This is a genomic window from Streptomyces sp. NPDC050674 (assembly GCF_040654575.1).
Classification (GTDB): Bacteria; Actinomycetota; Actinomycetes; order Streptomycetales; family Streptomycetaceae; genus Streptomyces.
Genome location: NZ_JBFAIG010000015.1, coordinates 19,348 through 36,623 on the forward strand (window position 1 = coordinate 19,348; position 17,276 = coordinate 36,623).

Below are 17,276 nucleotides of genomic sequence, written 5' to 3' on the forward strand. Positions count from 1 at the left end.
CGCCGCGCCGGTGGCGACGGGTGCCGGCCGGTAGGCCGAAACGGAGCGCTCGCGTGGTGTCAGGCCGTCGCGGCGGAGGCGTCCGGCCCCGGGGGGTGCGTCTTCCGGAGCGCGGCCCGCCATGCGAGGGCGACCACCGCCTCGGCCAGGCCGAGCAGGATGAGCCACAGGCCGAGCAGCCTGGTCAGGGCACGGACCGACTCGGCAGGCAGGGCGAGCACCACGATCCCCGCCACGATGCCGAGTACGGCGGCGACCATGACGACACCGCGGTGCGGCAGGTCCTCGACGGAGATCGCCGTGTAGAGAGTGAGGATGCCGGACACGAGCCAGACGACCCCGGTGATCAGTGAGAGCGCGGCGATCGTCTGCAGCGGGTTCCTCAGGCACAGCACCCCGGCCAGGACGTACAGCACGGCCAGGAGCAGCCCCGGCAGCCGCTCGTGGCCCTCCCGCGCGAAGACGGCCACGAACCGGAATGCCCCGGTCACCAGCAGGTACAGGCCGATGAGGACGGCAAGGACGTGCAGGGTCGCCTCCGGCCACACCAGCACCAGGACGCCCGGCACCAGCGTCATGACGGCCGACCCCAGGAGCCAGGTCCAGGAACGACCGAGCCGCGCGAGCACGTCTGCGGAGTCTCCCGTCGGACCTGCGCCCACCCCGCCGGACGCGGGGGCCTTTCCGGTACGCGATGCCGGACCACGCGGCATGGTCATGGCTCCTCCTCGCGTGATCAGCCGTCGCCCCCAGGAAGCCGACGGAAAGCCGACGGGTGGGGTGAGGGGGCAGTGGGCGAGCACCTGACCGCTCCAGGGTCACGCCTGCCGCCCGATGATCGGCTCACCCCCCACGGGTGATCCATCGGCTCCGTCGTGGCGGTGAGCCGGAAGTCCCTCGGTGTCCGGCCCACCCGCCCGGGCCGGTCGTAGTCCTGGACACCGGTGACTCTCCCCGAACTCAGCGCGTCGATCCCGTTGTTCCGGCCGGGGCCTCGGCGTCCGGCTGCCCGCGACGGCCTTCCCGGGCGGTCGGCAGGTGCGGTGTGACCAGGAAACCGGCGAGGGCGATGCCGCCGGTGGCCAGGATCGCCGCCTTCAGGCCGTTCAGCTGCGCGGAGACGTAGGAGTCCGCGACGGCGTCGATCTCGGACGGCGGCAGCCCGGCACGCTCGGCCGCCGAGGGCACTGAAAAGGGCGAGGCCCGAAGACCCCGCCCGCATCAAACGAAACCCCAGCTCAGGGCCACACCAGGCAATACGGCTGATGCCCCGCCTCATGAAGCCGATGCGAGAAGTCCTGCCACTCGTGCAGCAGTTGGTAGACGTTGAACGCGTCGCGGGGGCCGCCGCGGTCCGGGACCGTCGACCAGATGAAGGCCGCCGCGCCCACCGCCTCCTCGCCGATGCCGCGCAGGGGGTCGACCACCGTCATGGGGAGCTTGACCACCGCGTAGTCGGGGTGCAGCACGACCAGTTCCAGCGGCGGGACCTTGTGCAGCGGGACGCCCTCGATGCCCGTGAGGACCATCGCCGCCATGGTCTCCGGCTTGATCTTCGTGAACATGCCGTTCATGCCGAGCTCGTCGCCGCCGAGCTCCTCGGGGCGCATCGAGATCGGGACGCGGGCGGCGGTGGCGCCGTCGGGCGCGCCGAAGTACTTGTACGTCACCCCCACCCGACCACCATTCCCGCTGCTCCCGGTCCGAAGATCGTCCAATCGACGTTCAGTACGTCCGGTGACCCGCTCCGGTTCACTCGGTGAACCCGGTGTCTGACGCGGCTCCTGAGCGTCCTCCGCCTCGCGCCGGTGCCTTCCCCGCCGGGCACGTCGAGGACCCAGGTCATCGGTCCCCTCGCCCAGTCCGCCACCGCGATGCATATCTCCACCCGACTGCTTTTCCAGAACGCGTCGCCCCCGCCGCGCAACCCGATCATCGTGTCAGTGACCTCCCCCACGGCCGCCCGCCGAAACGTGCGCTGAAACATCTGACCGCAGGATCCTCGCAGGCTCCGGCCACCCCGGGCCGTACGAGCTGTGTGTATCAGGTACCAGTCTCGCAGACGACGGCGAGCGGGGGGCCGGTTGTCCCACGCCCCGTCCGCACGGCCCCCTGGCCTACCCTGAACAGGTCACTGACACCCGGAGCCCGACAACGTCGGAGAAGGTCGGAGAAGTCGCAGGTCATGAGTGAACTGGCATATCCGTATGAAGCACCGGCCTCGCAGGCTCTTTTCGACCGCGCGGAGGCCGTCACGCCCGGCGGCGTGAACTCGCCGGTGCGGGCCTTCCGAGCCGTCGGCGGCACCCCGCGGTTCATGGTGTCCGGCACCGGGCCGTATCTGACCGACGCGGACGGGCGGGAGTACGTCGACCTCGTCTGCTCCTGGGGGCCCATGATCCTCGGGCACTCCCACCCCGAGGTGATCGCCGCCGTCCAGGACGCCGTCTCGCGCGGCACGTCCTTCGGCACGCCCGGCGAGGGCGAGGTCGCGCTCGCCGAGGAGATGGTCGCCCGGGTCGCGCCGCTGGAGCAGGTGCGGCTGGTGTCCAGCGGGACCGAGGCGACCATGTCGGCGATCCGGCTCGCGCGCGGCTTCACGCGGCGCAGCAAGGTGGTCAAGTTCGCCGGGTGCTACCACGGGCACGTCGACTCGCTGCTCGCGGCGGCCGGCAGCGGTGTCGCGACCTTCGCGCTGCCCGATACCCCGGGCGTCACCGGTGCCCAGGCCGGCGACACCATCGTGCTGCCGTACAACGACCTCGACGCCGTCCGCGAGGCCTTCCGGGCGCACCCGGGCGAGATCGCCTGTGTGATCACCGAGGCCTCCCCGGGCAACATGGGCGTCGTCCCGCCCGCCGACGGGTTCAACCAGGGCCTGAAGGACCTCTGTGCCGAGAACGGCGCCCTGTACATCTCCGACGAGGTCATGACCGGCTTCCGGACCAGCCGCGCCGGGTGGTTCGGGGTCGACGGCGTCGTGCCGGACCTGATGACCTTCGGCAAGGTCATGGGCGGCGGCTTCCCCGCCGCGGCCTTCGGCGGGCGGGCGGACGTGATGGCCCACCTCGCCCCGGCCGGGCCGGTCTACCAGGCCGGCACCCTCTCCGGTAACCCGGTCGCCACGGCGGCCGGACTCGCCCAGCTGCGGCTCCTCGACGACGCGGCGTACGCGAAGGTCGACGCCGTGTCGAAGGAGATCCAGGGGCTGGTCACCGAGGCGCTCACCAAGGAGGGCGTCGCGCACCGGCTCCAGACCGCCTCCAACATGTTCTCGGTGTTCTTCACCGACCGGCCCGTGCGCAACTACGAGGACGCCAAGGCGCAGGAGTCGTTCCGCTTCACCGCGTTCTTCCACTCGCTGCTCGCCGACGGCGTCTACCTGCCGCCCTCCTCCTTCGAGTCCTGGTTCGTGTCCACCGCGCACGACGAACGGGCCGTGGAGCGGATCGCCGACGCCCTCCCGGCGGCGGCCCGTGCGGCGGCGGAGGCGACGGCATGAGCGAGCGGAAGAACGACAGCGGCGAGGACATCACCGTCGTTCACCTCATGCGGCACGGCGAGGTCGCGAACCCGGACGGCGTCCTCTACGGCCGTCTGCCCGGCTACCACCTCTCCGACCTGGGCCGCCGCATGGCCGACCGGGTCGCCGAGCACCTGTCCGGCCGCGATGTGACGTATGTCGTCGCCTCGCCGCTGGAGCGGGCGCAGGAGACGGCCGAGCCGATCGCCAAGGCGCACGGGCTGGACCTCGCCACCGACGAGCGGCTGATCGAGGCCGAGAACATCTTCCAGGGCAAGACGTTCGGGGTCGGGGACGGGGCGCTGCGCAAGCCCGGCAACTGGAAGCACCTGGTCAACCCGTTCCGGCCGTCCTGGGGTGAGCCGTACGTCGACCAGGTCGTCCGCATGATGAGCGCGCTGGGCGCGGCGAAGGACCGGGCCCGCGGGCACGAGGCGGTCGTGGTCAGCCACCAGCTGCCCATCTGGATCGTCCGGTCGTACGTCGAGCGCCGCCGCCTGTGGCACGACCCGCGCAAGCGCCAGTGCACGCTGGCCTCGCTGACGACCTTCACGTACCAGGGCGACCGCATCGTCTCCGTCGGTTACAGCGAACCGGCGCGCGATCTGGTCCCGGCCCACCTCCTCGCCGGCGCGAAGCCGGTGAAGGGCCAGAACAAGGCCTTCGGCGCGTAGCGCGTGGCCCGCGGGCCGGCTGCCGGAGCGGCCGGCCCGCGGGCCCTGCCGTGCGGTGACGATCAGGCCAGCAGGATCTCGCCGAAGATCGTCCCGGCCAGTGCGACATACACCGTGCACGCGACGTAGTTCAGCACGGTCGTTGCTTTGGCCGAGTCGACAAGACGCGCGTGGAAGAATCCCGCCAGAACTCCGATGCATCCGTACAGGATCACTTCCATCAGAACGTTGATCGCGCCAAGCATCGCCATCTGCGATGACGGGTTGTCCGCGCTTCCGATGAACTGCGGGAGCACCGCGAGGAAAAAGAGAATGATCTTCGGATTCGTGATGCTGACGAAGACGCCTCGCAGATACCAGCGCCCGGCCGTGACCTCACTGTTCTCGCTGATCGCGCGACGTGCGTGACGCATCGTCACGTATGCCAGCCACAGGAGATACGCGGCACCCAGAATCCTGAGCGTGTCCAGTGCCAAGGGGTACGATCGCGCGACTTCTCCCAAGCCGGCGACCACGGCGGCGGCGTAGACGCTCATGCCGGTTCCGATGCCGAGGATGGCTTTCACCGCAGCCCGGCGACCGCCTTCGAGGCCCACTGCGAGCATGTAGGCCATATCGGGCCCGGGGGGACCGAGGAAGAGCAGGATCACTGCCACGTAGCCCGGCAGCACCGTCAGATCCACCATGGTCAGCGACCTCCAGACCTGGCGTCGCGTGCGCGCACTCCGCCGTGCCGATCGCGATCACTGCACGCTGGGCTGCCGTCGGCGGGGCGCGAGCACCCGGTGCCGGCCTTGGAGAGTGTCATGAGACCTCCCGGTCGGGATGGAACCACCTGAGGTGGTTCCAGGTACCCGGCAGTGCGGCGGCGAGACCGGCGAATCGGATGGCACGGTCAGCCGGAAAGGCTTGACCGGTTGCGCTTGTTGGCGAGGAAGCGTGCCTTTTTCTCGCGATTGCCGCACGTGTTCATGTCGCACCATCTGCGGGTGTGGCCGCGGCTGGTGTCGAAGAAGGCGGCTCGGCACGTCGGCGACGCGCACAACGAGATTCTTCCTTCTCGTTCTCCCGCCAGGAGGCTGATCGCATCGGCGGCGACCACGCTGAGCGCGTCTTCCACGGAAGCGGAAGCCAGCCTCCATTCCCGCTTGCCCTCGGGCGTCAAGATCGCCGAGGTGCGTCCCTGAACACTGAAGTCATTGATGACTCGGACAGCCGAAGAGGGAAGCGCGTCCTGGTTCGCGACGGCGGTGGCGGCTGCGTGAATCGATTCCCGTAGCTCCCGGGCCTGGTCGAGCTGGGAGTGGTCGCAGGAGTCGACGGCGAGTCCATGGATGTCCAGCCAGTCCGCGAGCCGGGACGGCACAGGAATGCGCTCCAGCGCCTCGCCGTAACGCTCCGACAGGGTTCCCGTGAAGCTGGTCGCGAGCACCTTGCCCAGACGGAACTCGGGGAATTGTGCGACCGCCATGGAACCTCCTCAGCCGGTTGTCGCCTGCGGCGCCAGCATAAGTCGGATTCAATGGGGACCGGCCGGCCCGGGGAGCGGCGGGAAGCGCGTAAGCTCGCGGGCTCGTCGCCGGAGTGGTCGGCGGGGGCGGATGTGCCCCGCGCGGGGCGTTCGGCAGGAGCGAAGGCGTCCAGGCGCCTATGGTTCGGCCCCTTCTGATCGCTTACGACTGCTTCGTTACGGAATCTGCGCATTTCAGCGGAACCTCTTCGTTCGTCACGTCCTCTCACTGGGTGACCAGCACGACGTACGAATCGGGGATGCCATGCGCGCTCTCTCCCGCAGGGGAATGCTCGGAATCGGCGCGGGAGCCGCCGCCGTCTCGCTCGCCGGCTGCGGCGGTCTCACGGGGTCGGACGACTCCGGCCGCGCCGACGGTTCCGGCGGTGACTCCGTGCGGGGCGGATCGAAGCCGAAGTCCAAGCCCGCCGCCCGCCCCATCGGCGACGGCTCCACCGCCCACACCGGCAAGCAGCCCCACCAGCCCGCCATGCCTGAGCCGCTGGAGCCGGGTCAGACGCCCCCGCAGTTCGTCGTGTTCTCCTGGGACGGCGCCGGCGAGGTCGGCAACGGCCTCTTCCCGCGCTTCCTGGACCTGGCCAAGGAGCACGGCGCGAGCATGACCTTCTTCCTGTCCGGGCTGTATCTGCTGCCCGAGTCGAAGAAGCGCCTGTACGACCCGCCGAACAACCCGCGCGGCGCCTCCGACATCGGCTACCTCACCGACGCGCACATCAAGGACACGCTGAAGAACGTCCGCCGCGCCTGGCTGGAGGGCCACGAGATCGGCACCCACTTCAACGGGCACTTCTGCGGCGAGTCCCACGGCTCGGTCAAGAACTGGACCCCGCAGCAGTGGCGCAGCGAGATCGACCAGGCGAAGTCCTTCGTCAAGGAGTGGCGCACCAACACCGGCTGGACCGACCTGCCGCCGCTGCCGTTCGACTACGACAAGGAGCTCGTCGGCGGCCGTACGCCCTGTCTGCTCGGCCAGGACAACCTGCTGCCCACCGCCCGTGAGCTCGGCTGGCGCTACGACGCCTCCTCGCCCGGCGGCCTTCAGGTCTGGCCCCGCAAGCGTCAGGGCATATGGGACCTGCCCTTGCAGCAGATACCTTTCCCCGGCCGTGGCTTCGAGGTCCTGTCGATGGACTACAACATGCTGGCCAACCAGTCCCTCGCCACCACGAAGGCCCCCGCCCACAACTACCCGGGCTGGCGGAAGCAGTCGGCGCAGGCGTACATCCAGGGATTCAAGCGGGCATACGAGACGAATCGGGCGCCCTTCTTCATCGGCAACCACTTCGAGCAGTGGAACGGCGGCATCTACATGGACGCCGTCGAGGAGGCCTTCAAGTACATCGCGCGCGAGAAGGAGAAGGGCGCGGATGTGCGTCTCGTCTCCTTCCGGCAGTTCACCGACTGGCTGGACGCGCAGAAGCCCGAGGTGCTGGACAGGCTCCGCACGCTGGGCGTCGGACAGCAGCCCGCCGGTGGCTGGCGGGAGTTCACCCGGCAGGCCCCCGAGCCGGGCGGGAAGGCCTCCGGAAACGCTGCCTGAAATGCGGTTTTCCGCCCGCAAGGGGGGTGGGCGAGACCCCCAGAACGGGCATGCGAAACTTTTCACATGAGTGCTGCCAGCGCCCCCCCGCGTTCGAACCGCACGGCCCGTGCCACCGGGCGCACCCGACGTGTCCGCCGTCACGCCGCCCTGACCGCCGGCCTCGCCGCGACCGCGCTGCTCGTCTCCGCGTGCGGCTCCGGCGGCACCTCCGGCGGGGGCGGGAACACCAACTTCGTCACCGGCACCGACGGCGTCGCCACCGTCGCGCAGGGCAAGCGCACCCCGGCACCCGACCTGTCCGGCAAGACCATCGCGGGCAAGACCCTCGACGTCGCCGACTACAAGGGCAAGGTCGTCGTCCTCAACGTCTGGGGCTCCTGGTGCAACCCCTGCCGTGCCGAGGCCAAGTACTTCGCGAAGGTCTCCAAGGAGTACGCCGGCAAGGGTGTGCAGTTCGTCGGCATCAACACCCGGGACACCTCCACCGGCGCGGCCCTCGCCTTCGAGAAGGACTGGGACATCACCTACCCCAGCCTCTACGACCCCACCGGCAAGCTGCTGCTGCGCTTCAAGAAGGGCACGCTCAACCCGCAGGCGATCCCCTCCACGCTCATCCTCGACCGGGACGGCAGGATCGCGGCCCGCTCGCTGTCGGCGCTCAGCGAGGAACGGCTGCTGAAGATGCTCAAGCCGGTCGTCGCCGAGAAGTGAGCGGAGCCGGGACGTGAGCGCAGTCACCACCCTCGCCGCGGTGGCGGACCCCAACGGCACGGTGCTCAAGGGCGCCCTGCTGGCGGCTCTGCCGATCGCGCTGCTCGGCGGACTCGTCTCCTTCTTCTCGCCCTGCGTGCTGCCGCTGGTGCCCGGCTACCTGTCCTATGTGACGGGGGTCGCCGGCACCGACCTCGCCGAGGCGCGGCGCGGCCGCATGGTCGCGGGCGCCTCGCTGTTCGTGCTCGGCTTCACCGCCGTGTTCGTCTCCTCCGGGGCGCTGTTCGGCTACTTCGGCGCCACCCTCCAGGAGCACAAGGACGTCCTGTCCAAGGTGCTCGGCGTGCTCATGATCCTCATGGGCGTCTTCTTCATGGGCCTGATGCCCTGGTTCACCCAGCGCGAGTTCCGCCTCCACCGCAAGCCGGTGGCCGGGCTGGCCGGCGCGCCCCTGCTCGGCGCGCTCTTCGGCATCGGCTGGACGCCCTGCATCGGCCCCACCCTCGCCTCCGTGCTCGCCCTCTCCTCCGATCAGGGCAGCGCCGGACGCGGTGCCGTCCTGACCGTCGCGTACTGTCTGGGCCTGGGCGTGCCCTTCGTGCTCGCCGCGGTCGCCTTCCGCAAGGCCCTCGGAGCCTTCGGCTGGATCAAGCGCCACTACGTCTGGGTGATGCGGGTCGGCGGCACCATGATGATCGTGACCGGTCTGCTCCTGCTGACCGGCGCCTGGGACCGCATCGTGCAGGAGATGCAGGTCTGGTCCGACGGCTTCACTGTGGGGATCTGATCGATGAGCAAGACCACCGCCTCCGACCCGGCCCCGTCCGCCGCCGAGGACCAGGAGCTGGGCGACGCCGGCTCCCAGCTGTCCACCGCCCCCAAGGAGGACGCGCCCCACCTCCCCGCCCTGGGCGTCGTCGGCTGGGTGCGCTGGTTCTGGCGGCAGCTGACCTCCATGCGGGTCGCCCTGCTGCTGCTCCTGCTGCTCTCCCTGGGCGCGATCCCCGGCTCGCTCATCCCGCAGTCCGGTCAGGACGAGACGAAGGTCGCCGACTTCCGCAAGGCCCACCCGGCCCTCGCGGACGTCTACGACAAGATCGGCATGTTCCACGTCTACAGCTCGGTGTGGTTCTCCGCGATCTACATCCTGCTGTTCGTCTCCCTCATCGGCTGCATCGTGCCCCGCACCTGGCAGTTCGTCGGCCAGCTGCGCGGCCTGCCGCCCGGTGCGCCCCGGCGGCTGAACCGGCTGCCCGCCCACACCACCTGGCGCACCACGGCCGAACCCGAGCAGGTCCGCGAGGCCGCCCTGGCCCTGCTGAGGAAGCGCCGCTTCCGCGCCCACCTCACCGGGGACGCCGTCGCCGCCGAGAAGGGCTACCTGCGCGAGGTGGGCAACCTCGTCTTCCACATCGCCCTGATCGTGATGCTGGTCGCCTTCGCCTGGGGCCAGCTGTACAAGTCCGAGGGCAACAAGCTGGTCGTCGAGGGGGACGGCTTCTCCAACACCCTCACCCAGTACGACGACTTCAAGTCCGGCAACCTCTTCACCTCCGACGACCTGGTGCCCTTCAGCTTCAACCTGAAGAAGTTCACCGGCACCTACGAGCGCACCGGCCCCAACAAGGGCACCCCGCGCGTCTACCAGGCCGACATCACCTACAGCACGGGCGCCTACGGCAAGGACGAGCACGACACCGTCGAGGTCAACCACCCGCTGGAGATCGGCGACTCCAAGGTCTACCTCGTCAGCCACGGCTACGCCCCGGTGATCACCGTCCGGGACGGCAAGGGCAAGGTCGTCTTCGACGACGCCGTACCGCTGCTGCCGCTGGACGCCAACGTCACCTCCTCCGGTGTCGTCAAGGTCCTCGACGGTTACCGCAACGCCCAGGGCAAGAAGGAACAGCTCGGCTTCAACGCGTTCTTCGTGCCGACGTTCGGCGGCTCCGCCAGCGGCACGATGCTGTCGCAGTTCCCCGCGCTGGACAATCCGCTGCTCGCGCTGTCCGCCTACCACGGCGACCTGGGGGCCGACTCCGGCATCCCGCAGAGCGTGTACCAAATGGACCGCAGCAACATGAAGGAGTTCAAGGACTCCCAGGGCAAGCTGTTCAAGAAGCTGCTGAAGCCCGGTGAGACCATGAAGCTCCCGAACGGCGCCGGTTCGGTCACCTTCGGCAAGGACATCAAGGAGTGGGCCGGCTTCCAGGTCGTCCAGCAGCCCGGCAGCGGCTGGGCCCTCGCCGGTGCCCTCGCCGCGATCGGCGGCCTCGCCGGATCCCTGTTCATCCAGCGCCGCCGCGTCTGGGTGCGCGCGGTCAAGGGCTCCGACGGCGTCACCGTCGTCGAGATGGCCGGCCTCGGCCGCAGTGAGTCCGCCAAGGTCCCCGAGGAACTGGGCGACCTCGCCGGGGCCCTGTACGAGCAGGCCCCGGGTGCGCCCGGCCCGGACGACCCCACCGATTCCCCCGACACCGACCCGGAGCCGGGTACCGCAACCCCCGTACCTGCCGAAGGGGCTGAGAAGCAGTGACGCTCGCCGCCGCCACGAACGAAAACCTCGCGAACATCAGCAATGTGCTGATCTACTCCGCGATGGCCGTCTACACCCTGGCCTTCTTCGCGTACATCGCCGAATGGCTCTTCGGCAGCCGCAGCAAGGTCGCCCGGACCGCCGCCGCGCTCACCAGCAAGGCGGACGCCAAGAAGGCGGCGCCGGCCGTCACCGTGAACCAGGCCGGCGGCACCGCCGTGCTGGAGCGGCCGAAGGTCACCGTGCGGGCCGCGTCCGGTCAGCGCGACGTGCCCGACGGGCCCGGGGCGCACGGCGGGGACGAACAGGGCGACCTGTACGGCCGGATCGCCATCTCCCTCACGGTGCTCGCCTTCCTGATCGAGTTCGGCGGTGTCCTGACCCGCGCCCTGTCGGTGGAGCGCGCGCCGTGGGGCAACATGTACGAGTTCAACATCACGTTCTCCACGGTCGCGGTCGGCGTGTATCTCGGTCTGCTGGCCCTGAAGAAGAACGTGCGCTGGCTCGGCCTGTTCCTGATCACCTCGGTCCTGCTCGACCTGGGCCTGGCGGTCACGGTCCTGTACACCGCCAGCGACCAGCTGGTCCCGGCGCTGCACTCGTACTGGCTGTACATCCACGTCTCGACGGCGATCTTCTGCGGCGCGGTCTTCTACGTGGGCGCGGTCGGCACGATCCTGTACCTGTTCAAGGACTCCTACGAGAGCAAGCTCGCGAGCGGCGGCACGCCCGGCACCTTCGCGACCTCCGTCCTGGAGCGGCTGCCGTCCTCCGCCTCCCTCGACAAGTTCTCCTACCGCGTCAACGCGGCCGTCTTCCCGCTGTGGACGTTCACGATCATCGCGGGCGCCATCTGGGCCGGTGACGCCTGGGGCCGCTACTGGGGCTGGGACCCGAAGGAGACCTGGTCCTTCATCACCTGGGTCGCCTACGCCTGCTACCTGCACGCCCGCGCGACGGCCGGCTGGAAGGGCCGCAAGGCCGCCTACCTGGCCCTGATCGCCTTCGGCTGCTGGCTGTTCAACTACTACGGCGTGAACATCTTCGTCTCCGGCAAGCACTCCTACGCGGGCGTCTGAGCCCTCCCGACAGGTGTGCGACGACAAGCCCTGCCGGTCAGTAAGTTCAGCCATCCGGGGTATGTAACTGTCGGCGAGCGGTTGAATACGCGATGCTGTGTAGGTCACGCAGCACGCCACAACCGTCTGGGGGGTAGACGATGAGTGTGACGATTGACGAGCGGGCGATTTCGGACCACGAGGACGACATCGTGATCGTCGTGTCCGACGCCGACTACCGGGCTGCCGCGCAGCGAGCCCTGGACGAGCTCGGACTCACCTACGCCGAGCTCGAAGAGCAGGCGAAGGAGGGGAACTTCACCTCGTCGCAGGCGCATGCTCTGTGGGTGTCCATCGGCGGCACGGTTGATCTCTGACCTGTCGAAACAGGCCTACAAGTTCGCCAGGGAGTTACAGGAGACCCTCAACGGGACCGTGTGCCAGCATGTGCGGATCACCGCCGTGCTGCGCCCGCGTTCCGCGGTCGGTCCTGTCTTCACTCTCGGACACGGCCTGTCCGCTGCCAATCCCACCCAACCGACAGCCTTCCCGCTCCGCATCGACCAGAAGAAGCCGCGGTCCTGGATGAACCTCTCGTTCCAGGTTCGCCTCGATGACGAGGGCGACTTCTTGACGGTCCATTCGTCCTACTGCGGCATCTTCACCGATGAGGCTCTGGAAACCTGTCTGATCCACTGGGACTACGAACGGGAGAAGGACAAGTACGCCAGCGCGCACGTCCAGGTGTACGGCACGTCGCCCGCGCTGGAGGCGCTCAACAGGAACAACGATCACAAGCGGTCCCTGGACAAGCTTCACATCCCGGTAGGGGGAAGGCGCTTCAGGCCCTGTATCGAGGACGTCATCGAGTTCCTGATCGACGAACGGCTGGCCGACGGCCGTGAGGGCTGGGAGAAGCGCGTCGAGGAGGGGCGCAATCGCTATCGGCGCGGTCAGTTGCTGGCGGCGATGAGGCGCAATCCCGATGTGGTCGAGGAGTACCTCAAGGGTCGCGGCGAGTAGCCGCTCCCCGCGCTGCGACGCCCTGCTCGGTGTGTCCGGGCAGGGCATCATCGTGTTCCGCCCGGCTAGGGGCGGCGGACCGTGCCGGTCACGATGTCCCGCAGGCGTTCGGTGTACAGCCGCAGGTTCTTGTGCGCGACGTCGGTGTCGGGGTAGCGGGCCGCGAACCACAGGCCCTCGTGGAGGCGGGTGATCCAGGTGCAGACCTGGTCGCCGTAGGAGACCCTGATCAGGCCGTAGGCGTTGCGCTCGGTCCAGAGGGCGGAGTCGGGGGTGTCGCGGGCGTCGGCGAAGGACACGATGGAGTACATGTCGGGGGACGTGGGCCGGAAGTCCGCGCCGAGCAGGCGCAGTACGCGGGCCAGGGGCATGCGCGCGAGCGGCCGGTTGGCGTGCAGGGCGGCCCGTACGGTCTTCAGCACGTCGGGGAAGTCGGGGGTCCCGGCGACGGGCACCTCGATGGGGGCGCCCCCGACGTACCAGCCCACGGAGTCGGAGTACGCGGACTTCGCCCGGGTGTGGAAGGGCACCACCGTGCGGTAGACGGGTTCGCCGCCGATCTCGTGGACGATCAGGGCCGTCGCCGCGAGGAGGCCGACGAGGGAGCCTCCGTAGGGGCGGCAGTACGCCTCGAACGCGGCGGCGGTCTCCGCGTCCACGAGCATCTCGCGCATGAGCTTCTGGGCCGGCAGCCCGCCCCCGGCATCCAGCCCGAGGTCGACCGGGAAGCTCGGCAGCCGCCCGTCGCAGCGGCGGATGAACTCCCGCCAGCGGGCGACGATCTCGTGGTCGGCGTCGATGCGGTCCGCGTTCGCCCGCTCGGCCTCGCAGAAGTCGACATAGCTGCTGACGGGGGGCTGCTGCGAGGTGCGTCCCGCGAGGTGCCCGGCGTACAGCTCATGGATCTCGGCGGGGATGCGGTAGATGGAGAAGGCGTCGACGTTGCTGTGGTCGAAGGCCATGTAGACGCTGGTGGAGTCGTCCCGGACGACGGCCGTGTAGATGAGGTTGGGCCAGCGCAGCGCGTCCGCCGTGGTGTCGAAGCGGTCCTGGAGGTGCTGGGCGAGCTCGGCCGGGTCGGTGAACTCCCCGCCGTCCTCGCGGTGCAGGGCCACGGCGTCGGCGTCGAGGGTGAAGCGGCGCAGCGAATCGCCGGGGCCGCCCGCCCAGCGGAAGCCGCTGCGCAGCGTCTCGTGCCGCAGCGTCCAGTCGCGCAGCGCCTCACCGAGCGCGTCCAGGTCGGCCCGGCCCGGGAGGTCGAAGGCCGCGCCGATCCAGGTCGGCACGAACAGGCCGTCCTCGCGCACGGTCCGCGCCGTGCGCAGGTGCGACTCCTGGATGTAGGCGGGCGGCCTGGAGTCCTCCGGCAGGGCCTTGGCCGTCGCGACGGTCGCCGGACTGAGCGTCCATTCGACGAGTCGTCCGGGCCGGACGTCGCAACGCTGGATGTCAGTCATTCGCACGAGGCGTCTCCGTTCGCAGATGGGACAGACCCGACCAAGGGAATGACGACGGAGCCACCGCCCACACCGGGTGTCGCCACTTTTCCGTGGAACGGATGGCTCCTCGAACGGTGATACGGGCCCCGAGCGGGGTGCGGCGTTGACGTGTGGGCCGATTCCTCAGATCAGAGGCCCGGTGTCACCGCGTGGCTTGGCGATCGCAACCGTCCGCTTCGAGGGACTCCAGATGCGCGTGCAGGGCGCCCGCGCCCTCGATCATGGCCCTGGTGCGGGCCGTCAGCGCCTCGCCGCGGGCCGTCACCGCCGCGTGCAGCGCCGTGCTGCCGCCCTCCCGCCGCAGCCCCTCCAGCACCGGCCTGATCTGGTCGAACAGATAGTGGCTGCGGCGCAGGGTGTGCACGAGCCGGGCGTCGCGCACATCGGCCGGTGCGTAGGTCCGGTAGCCCGTCCCGCGTTCGCGCCCCGGCGTGAGCAGCCCGGCTCCCTCCCACACCCGCAGCGCGGACGTGCGGACGCCCAGCAGCGCCGCCACCTCGCCGATGCGCAGTCCGCCCGAACGCGGCAGCGGGGCGGGCGGCCCGGCCGCCAGCAGCTCCAGGGCCTCGCTCGCCGCCCGCAGTGACACCCGCTCCTCGTGCAGGGCGGCGTGGGCGGCGTCGAGGAGGGCGAGCGCGCCGGGGACGTCCCCCTCGTGCAGGGTCCGCATGATCGCGGTGGCCGTCACCGGCCCGTACCCCCGCATCAGTGCCCGGTACGCCAGCAGCGCGCCGCGGTGCACCTCCCCGAAGACGCGGTAGCCGGACGCGGTCCGCGCCGCCGGTGGCAGCACACCGGCGTCCTCGTAGTTGCGGATCTGCTGCGTCGAGACACCGGCCAGCCGGGCCAGGTCGACGGAACGGAGGCGACGGTCGTTCGTCATCGGTGTGAAGGTTACGAAACTCGAAGGGATGGACGACCGCTTCGCCCGGGAGCTGAACCGATCCGTAGCCCCCCACGTCTTCGTCGCGTATCAACCCCGCCGGAGCGCACGCTCCCCAAGGAGGCTCACCGATGAAGGCGTCACTCCCACGCGTCGACCAAGGCCCCGCACGGGCGCTGCTCGCGGCGACCCTGCTCTCACTCCCGGTGGGCTGCACGGTGACGTCCGCGGACGGCGGCGGGCGCGCCGAGGCGTCCTGCGCGTACGTCGTCGAGTACGACAGCCGCAGGTACCTGGGCCGCGAGGAGACGGACATCCCGGTGGGGGAGTCGCTCGGCAGCGCCACCCGCCCGGCGTGCGACGACACCCCCGGTGACGGCGACGACGGAGAGGGCCCGGCCCTGATGACGGCGTTCGCCGTGCGGGGGGTGGATCCGGCCGTCGCCGTCGCGGTGGCCGAGGACCCCGGCGCGTACCGTCTCGTCGTCGCCGAGTCCGTCCGAGAACTCCCGCCGGAGCTGCGGAAGATGACCGACCGTTCCTGACGGGCACCGGGCGGGGCGTCAGCCCTGCCGCTCCAGCACCGCGTAGTCGGCGAAACTGCGGCGGTAGCGCAGGTGCCTCGTCTCCTGGGTGTGCCTGCGCTGCCACTCCTCGACCTCGCCGGGCGCCAGGCACGGGCCCGAGCCCGCCCCGCAGTCCTCCTCCTCACCGGAGACGCAGAACGCCTCGTACTCGGGTTGGGCCGACGCGTCCTGCACGATCGAGTACGGCACGTACCGGAAGACCCTGCGGCCGGCCGACTCCCCACCGTGCTCCGCCCGTTGGTGCTGGCGCAGCAGCACGTTCGCGTCCGTCACGGCACTGCCGTCGAACGCCGCGCGCGCCCGGTCCCGCCGCAGGGCGAGTTCTGCGCACGCCGCGCACCCCCGTACCGGCAGCGGAGGCCGTGCCGGGTCGGCCGACAGCCCGTCCCTGGACCGGTCGTTGACCGCCCGCACTCCCGCGCTCAGCCGCTCGTCCGGCGTCGCCGGCCTGATCTTCTCCGGATCCGCCTGCCACTCCCGGCCGCCGCCGACCGGGCGCAGCATCACATACGGGCCGGTCCTGTCCTGGTACTCGCCGACCTTGTTCGTCAGCAGGTCGTAGACGAGCGTTCCCGGTTCCATTCCGCGCACCTCCGTCACTCTGGGTGTAGTGAGCGTTGCGCAGGGGAACGGTCCGGATCAATGCTTTGCGTGTGACACCGGTGCACTGTCACGGAGGGGGAAGCCGTGAGCCGACGCAATGGCGGGGCGGAGTCGGGGGCGAGCACGGCGGCCGTGTTCGGGGAGGTGCTGCGGCATTTCCGCGAGGCCGCGCTGCTCACGCAGGAGGCGTTGGCGCGGCAGATCCCCTGCGACCGTTCGCACGTGGCGCGGGTGGAGGCGGGCACGAGGGTGCCGCAGGACACGTTCGCCAAGACCTGTGACGAACTGCTGGGAACGGGCGGGGTGTTGCTCCGGTTGTGGGGCCGCATCGACTGGTACCCGCAGGTGGAGCATCCCGACTGGTTCCGCCGCCGCGCCGAGATGGACGAGGAGGCGGTGACCCTTCGGGAGTATCAGGAGCGTGTCATGCCGGGTTTGTTGCAGACCGCGGACTACGCCCGGGCGCTGTTCTCACGGCTTGTGAGCGGCGAGGAGCTGGAGGACAGGGTGCGAGCCCGATTGAGCCGCCAGCAGCGCTTCCTTGCCGGGGGAGGCCCGCTGTACCTCGTCGTCCTCGATGAGAGCTGCCTGCGCAATGTGATCGGCGGCCCGGGCGTGATGAGAGACCAGTGCGCGCACCTGCTCGACGTCGGGCGGCGACCCAACATTCGCATTCAGGTGGCTCCCGCTGACCGGCTCGGGCTGTTCCGCCCCAGTGGCTCGATGTCGTTGATCGAGCTGCCGGATGGCCACCGGTGGGTCTACTCGGAGTCCCTGGACCGTGGGCACTTCAACGACGATCCAGCCCTCTACGCCCGCCACAGCCACTCCTATGATGTGCTCAGGGCGGACGCTCCGTCAGCCCCCGAGTCCGCCGCTCTGATCAGCGACGCGATGGAGAGGTACGAGCATCATGAAGAAGCCCGAACTCAGCGCGGCGAAGTGGGTCAGGAGCAGTTACAGCGACGCCAACGGCGGCAACTGCATCGAAATAGCCCCCGGTTTCCCCGAAACCGTCCCCGTGCGCGACAGCAAGAACCCTGACGGACCGGTCCTGGTCGTCGGCCGGTCCGCCTGGTCGGCGTTCATCGGTTCCGTGCGCTGA

At 69.9% G+C, this 17,276-nt stretch carries 18 protein-coding genes and 2 pseudogenes; 12 read left to right on the forward strand and 8 right to left on the reverse strand.

The features are described from left to right. Positions 1-59 precede the first annotated feature (59 nt). The 3 genes and pseudogenes from AB0I06_RS23965 to AB0I06_RS23975 all read right to left on the reverse strand — a co-directional run bounded on the left by AB0I06_RS23965 (position 60) and on the right by AB0I06_RS23975 (position 1,676). Positions 60-719, reverse strand: coding sequence for a DUF308 domain-containing protein (locus tag AB0I06_RS23965; protein WP_363120897.1), 660 nt, complete (start codon positions 717-719; stop codon positions 60-62). A gap of 292 nt (positions 720-1,011) precedes the next feature. Then, positions 1,012-1,182 (reverse strand): annotated as a pseudogene (locus tag AB0I06_RS23970) (MFS transporter); the annotation flags it as partial. A 56-nt stretch (positions 1,183-1,238) separates the two neighbouring features. After that, a complete protein-coding gene (locus AB0I06_RS23975) occupies positions 1,239-1,676 on the reverse strand; it encodes a hypothetical protein (protein ID WP_003974483.1) in 438 nt (145 codons plus the stop codon). A 509-nt stretch (positions 1,677-2,185) separates the two neighbouring features. Here AB0I06_RS23975 and hemL point away from each other — a divergent pair. Further along, entirely contained in the window at positions 2,186-3,502 is a 1,317-nt protein-coding gene (gene hemL / locus AB0I06_RS23980; RefSeq protein ID WP_363120898.1) for a glutamate-1-semialdehyde 2,1-aminomutase, read from the forward strand. Then, complete coding sequence (locus AB0I06_RS23985; RefSeq protein ID WP_363120899.1) at positions 3,499-4,197, forward strand: histidine phosphatase family protein; 699 nt, start codon at positions 3,499-3,501, stop codon at positions 4,195-4,197. Before hemL ends, AB0I06_RS23985 begins: the two co-directional genes overlap by 4 nt. Before the next feature lie 62 nt (positions 4,198-4,259). On the opposite strand, the gene AB0I06_RS23990 is transcribed toward AB0I06_RS23985, so the two are convergent. Together AB0I06_RS23990 and AB0I06_RS23995 are read right to left on the reverse strand one after the other, a co-directional pair. Then, on the reverse strand, positions 4,260-4,883 hold the full coding sequence (locus AB0I06_RS23990) for a LysE family translocator (protein WP_363120900.1): 624 nt from the start codon (positions 4,881-4,883) through the stop codon (positions 4,260-4,262). 209 nt (positions 4,884-5,092) lie between these two features. Further along, entirely contained in the window at positions 5,093-5,668 is a 576-nt protein-coding gene (locus tag AB0I06_RS23995; RefSeq protein ID WP_363120901.1) for a CGNR zinc finger domain-containing protein, read from the reverse strand. 304 nt (positions 5,669-5,972) lie between these two features. On the opposite strand from AB0I06_RS23995, the gene AB0I06_RS24000 reads away from it, so the two are divergent. The 7 genes from AB0I06_RS24000 (at position 5,973) to AB0I06_RS24030 (ending at position 12,599) form a co-directional block, all read left to right on the forward strand. Further along, on the forward strand, positions 5,973-7,268 hold the full coding sequence (locus tag AB0I06_RS24000) for a polysaccharide deacetylase family protein (RefSeq protein ID WP_363120902.1): 1,296 nt from the start codon (positions 5,973-5,975) through the stop codon (positions 7,266-7,268). Between the two features lie 66 nt (positions 7,269-7,334). Then, positions 7,335-7,982, forward strand: a complete 648-nt coding sequence (locus AB0I06_RS24005; protein ID WP_363120903.1) for a TlpA disulfide reductase family protein — start codon at positions 7,335-7,337, stop codon at positions 7,980-7,982. Positions 7,983-7,995: 13 nt separating this feature from the next. Beyond that, entirely contained in the window at positions 7,996-8,769 is a 774-nt protein-coding gene (locus AB0I06_RS24010) for a cytochrome c biogenesis protein CcdA (RefSeq protein WP_363120904.1), read from the forward strand. Between the two features lie 3 nt (positions 8,770-8,772). Next, a complete protein-coding gene (locus tag AB0I06_RS24015) occupies positions 8,773-10,518 on the forward strand; it encodes a cytochrome c biogenesis protein ResB (RefSeq protein ID WP_363120905.1) in 1,746 nt (581 codons plus the stop codon). Beyond that, positions 10,515-11,597: a c-type cytochrome biogenesis protein CcsB gene (gene ccsB, locus AB0I06_RS24020; RefSeq protein ID WP_363120906.1), complete on the forward strand. Its 1,083-nt coding sequence runs from the start codon at positions 10,515-10,517 to the stop codon at positions 11,595-11,597. Before AB0I06_RS24015 ends, ccsB begins: the two co-directional genes overlap by 4 nt. 140 nt (positions 11,598-11,737) lie before the next feature. Next, positions 11,738-11,953, forward strand: a complete 216-nt coding sequence (locus tag AB0I06_RS24025; RefSeq protein ID WP_363120907.1) for a hypothetical protein — start codon at positions 11,738-11,740, stop codon at positions 11,951-11,953. Beyond that, complete coding sequence (locus tag AB0I06_RS24030; protein ID WP_363120908.1) at positions 11,943-12,599, forward strand: hypothetical protein; 657 nt, start codon at positions 11,943-11,945, stop codon at positions 12,597-12,599. The genes AB0I06_RS24025 and AB0I06_RS24030 overlap by 11 nt, the downstream gene beginning before the upstream one ends. A 65-nt stretch (positions 12,600-12,664) precedes the next feature. On the opposite strand, the gene AB0I06_RS24035 is transcribed toward AB0I06_RS24030, so the two are convergent. Next, on the reverse strand, positions 12,665-14,062 hold the full coding sequence (locus AB0I06_RS24035; RefSeq protein WP_363120909.1) for a condensation domain-containing protein: 1,398 nt from the start codon (positions 14,060-14,062) through the stop codon (positions 12,665-12,667). Positions 14,063-14,240: 178 nt separating this feature from the next. Then, complete coding sequence (locus AB0I06_RS24040; protein WP_363120910.1) at positions 14,241-14,981, reverse strand: MerR family transcriptional regulator; 741 nt, start codon at positions 14,979-14,981, stop codon at positions 14,241-14,243. A 131-nt stretch (positions 14,982-15,112) separates the two neighbouring features. On the opposite strand from AB0I06_RS24040, the gene AB0I06_RS24045 reads away from it, so the two are divergent. After that, entirely contained in the window at positions 15,113-15,526 is a 414-nt protein-coding gene (locus AB0I06_RS24045) for a DUF6281 family protein (RefSeq protein WP_363120911.1), read from the forward strand. Between the two features lie 261 nt (positions 15,527-15,787). Here AB0I06_RS24045 and AB0I06_RS24050 read toward each other — a convergent pair. Next, positions 15,788-16,150 (reverse strand): annotated as a pseudogene (locus AB0I06_RS24050) (hypothetical protein); the annotation flags it as partial. Positions 16,151-16,255: 105 nt separating this feature from the next. On the opposite strand from AB0I06_RS24050, the gene AB0I06_RS24055 reads away from it, so the two are divergent. Together AB0I06_RS24055 and AB0I06_RS24060 are read left to right on the forward strand one after the other, a co-directional pair. Beyond that, positions 16,256-17,215 (forward strand): helix-turn-helix transcriptional regulator, encoded by a 960-nt coding sequence (locus AB0I06_RS24055; protein ID WP_363120912.1) that lies wholly within the window; start codon positions 16,256-16,258, stop codon positions 17,213-17,215. Next, on the forward strand, positions 17,163-17,276 hold the full coding sequence (locus tag AB0I06_RS24060) for a DUF397 domain-containing protein (protein WP_363121047.1): 114 nt from the start codon (positions 17,163-17,165) through the stop codon (positions 17,274-17,276). The genes AB0I06_RS24055 and AB0I06_RS24060 overlap by 53 nt, the downstream gene beginning before the upstream one ends.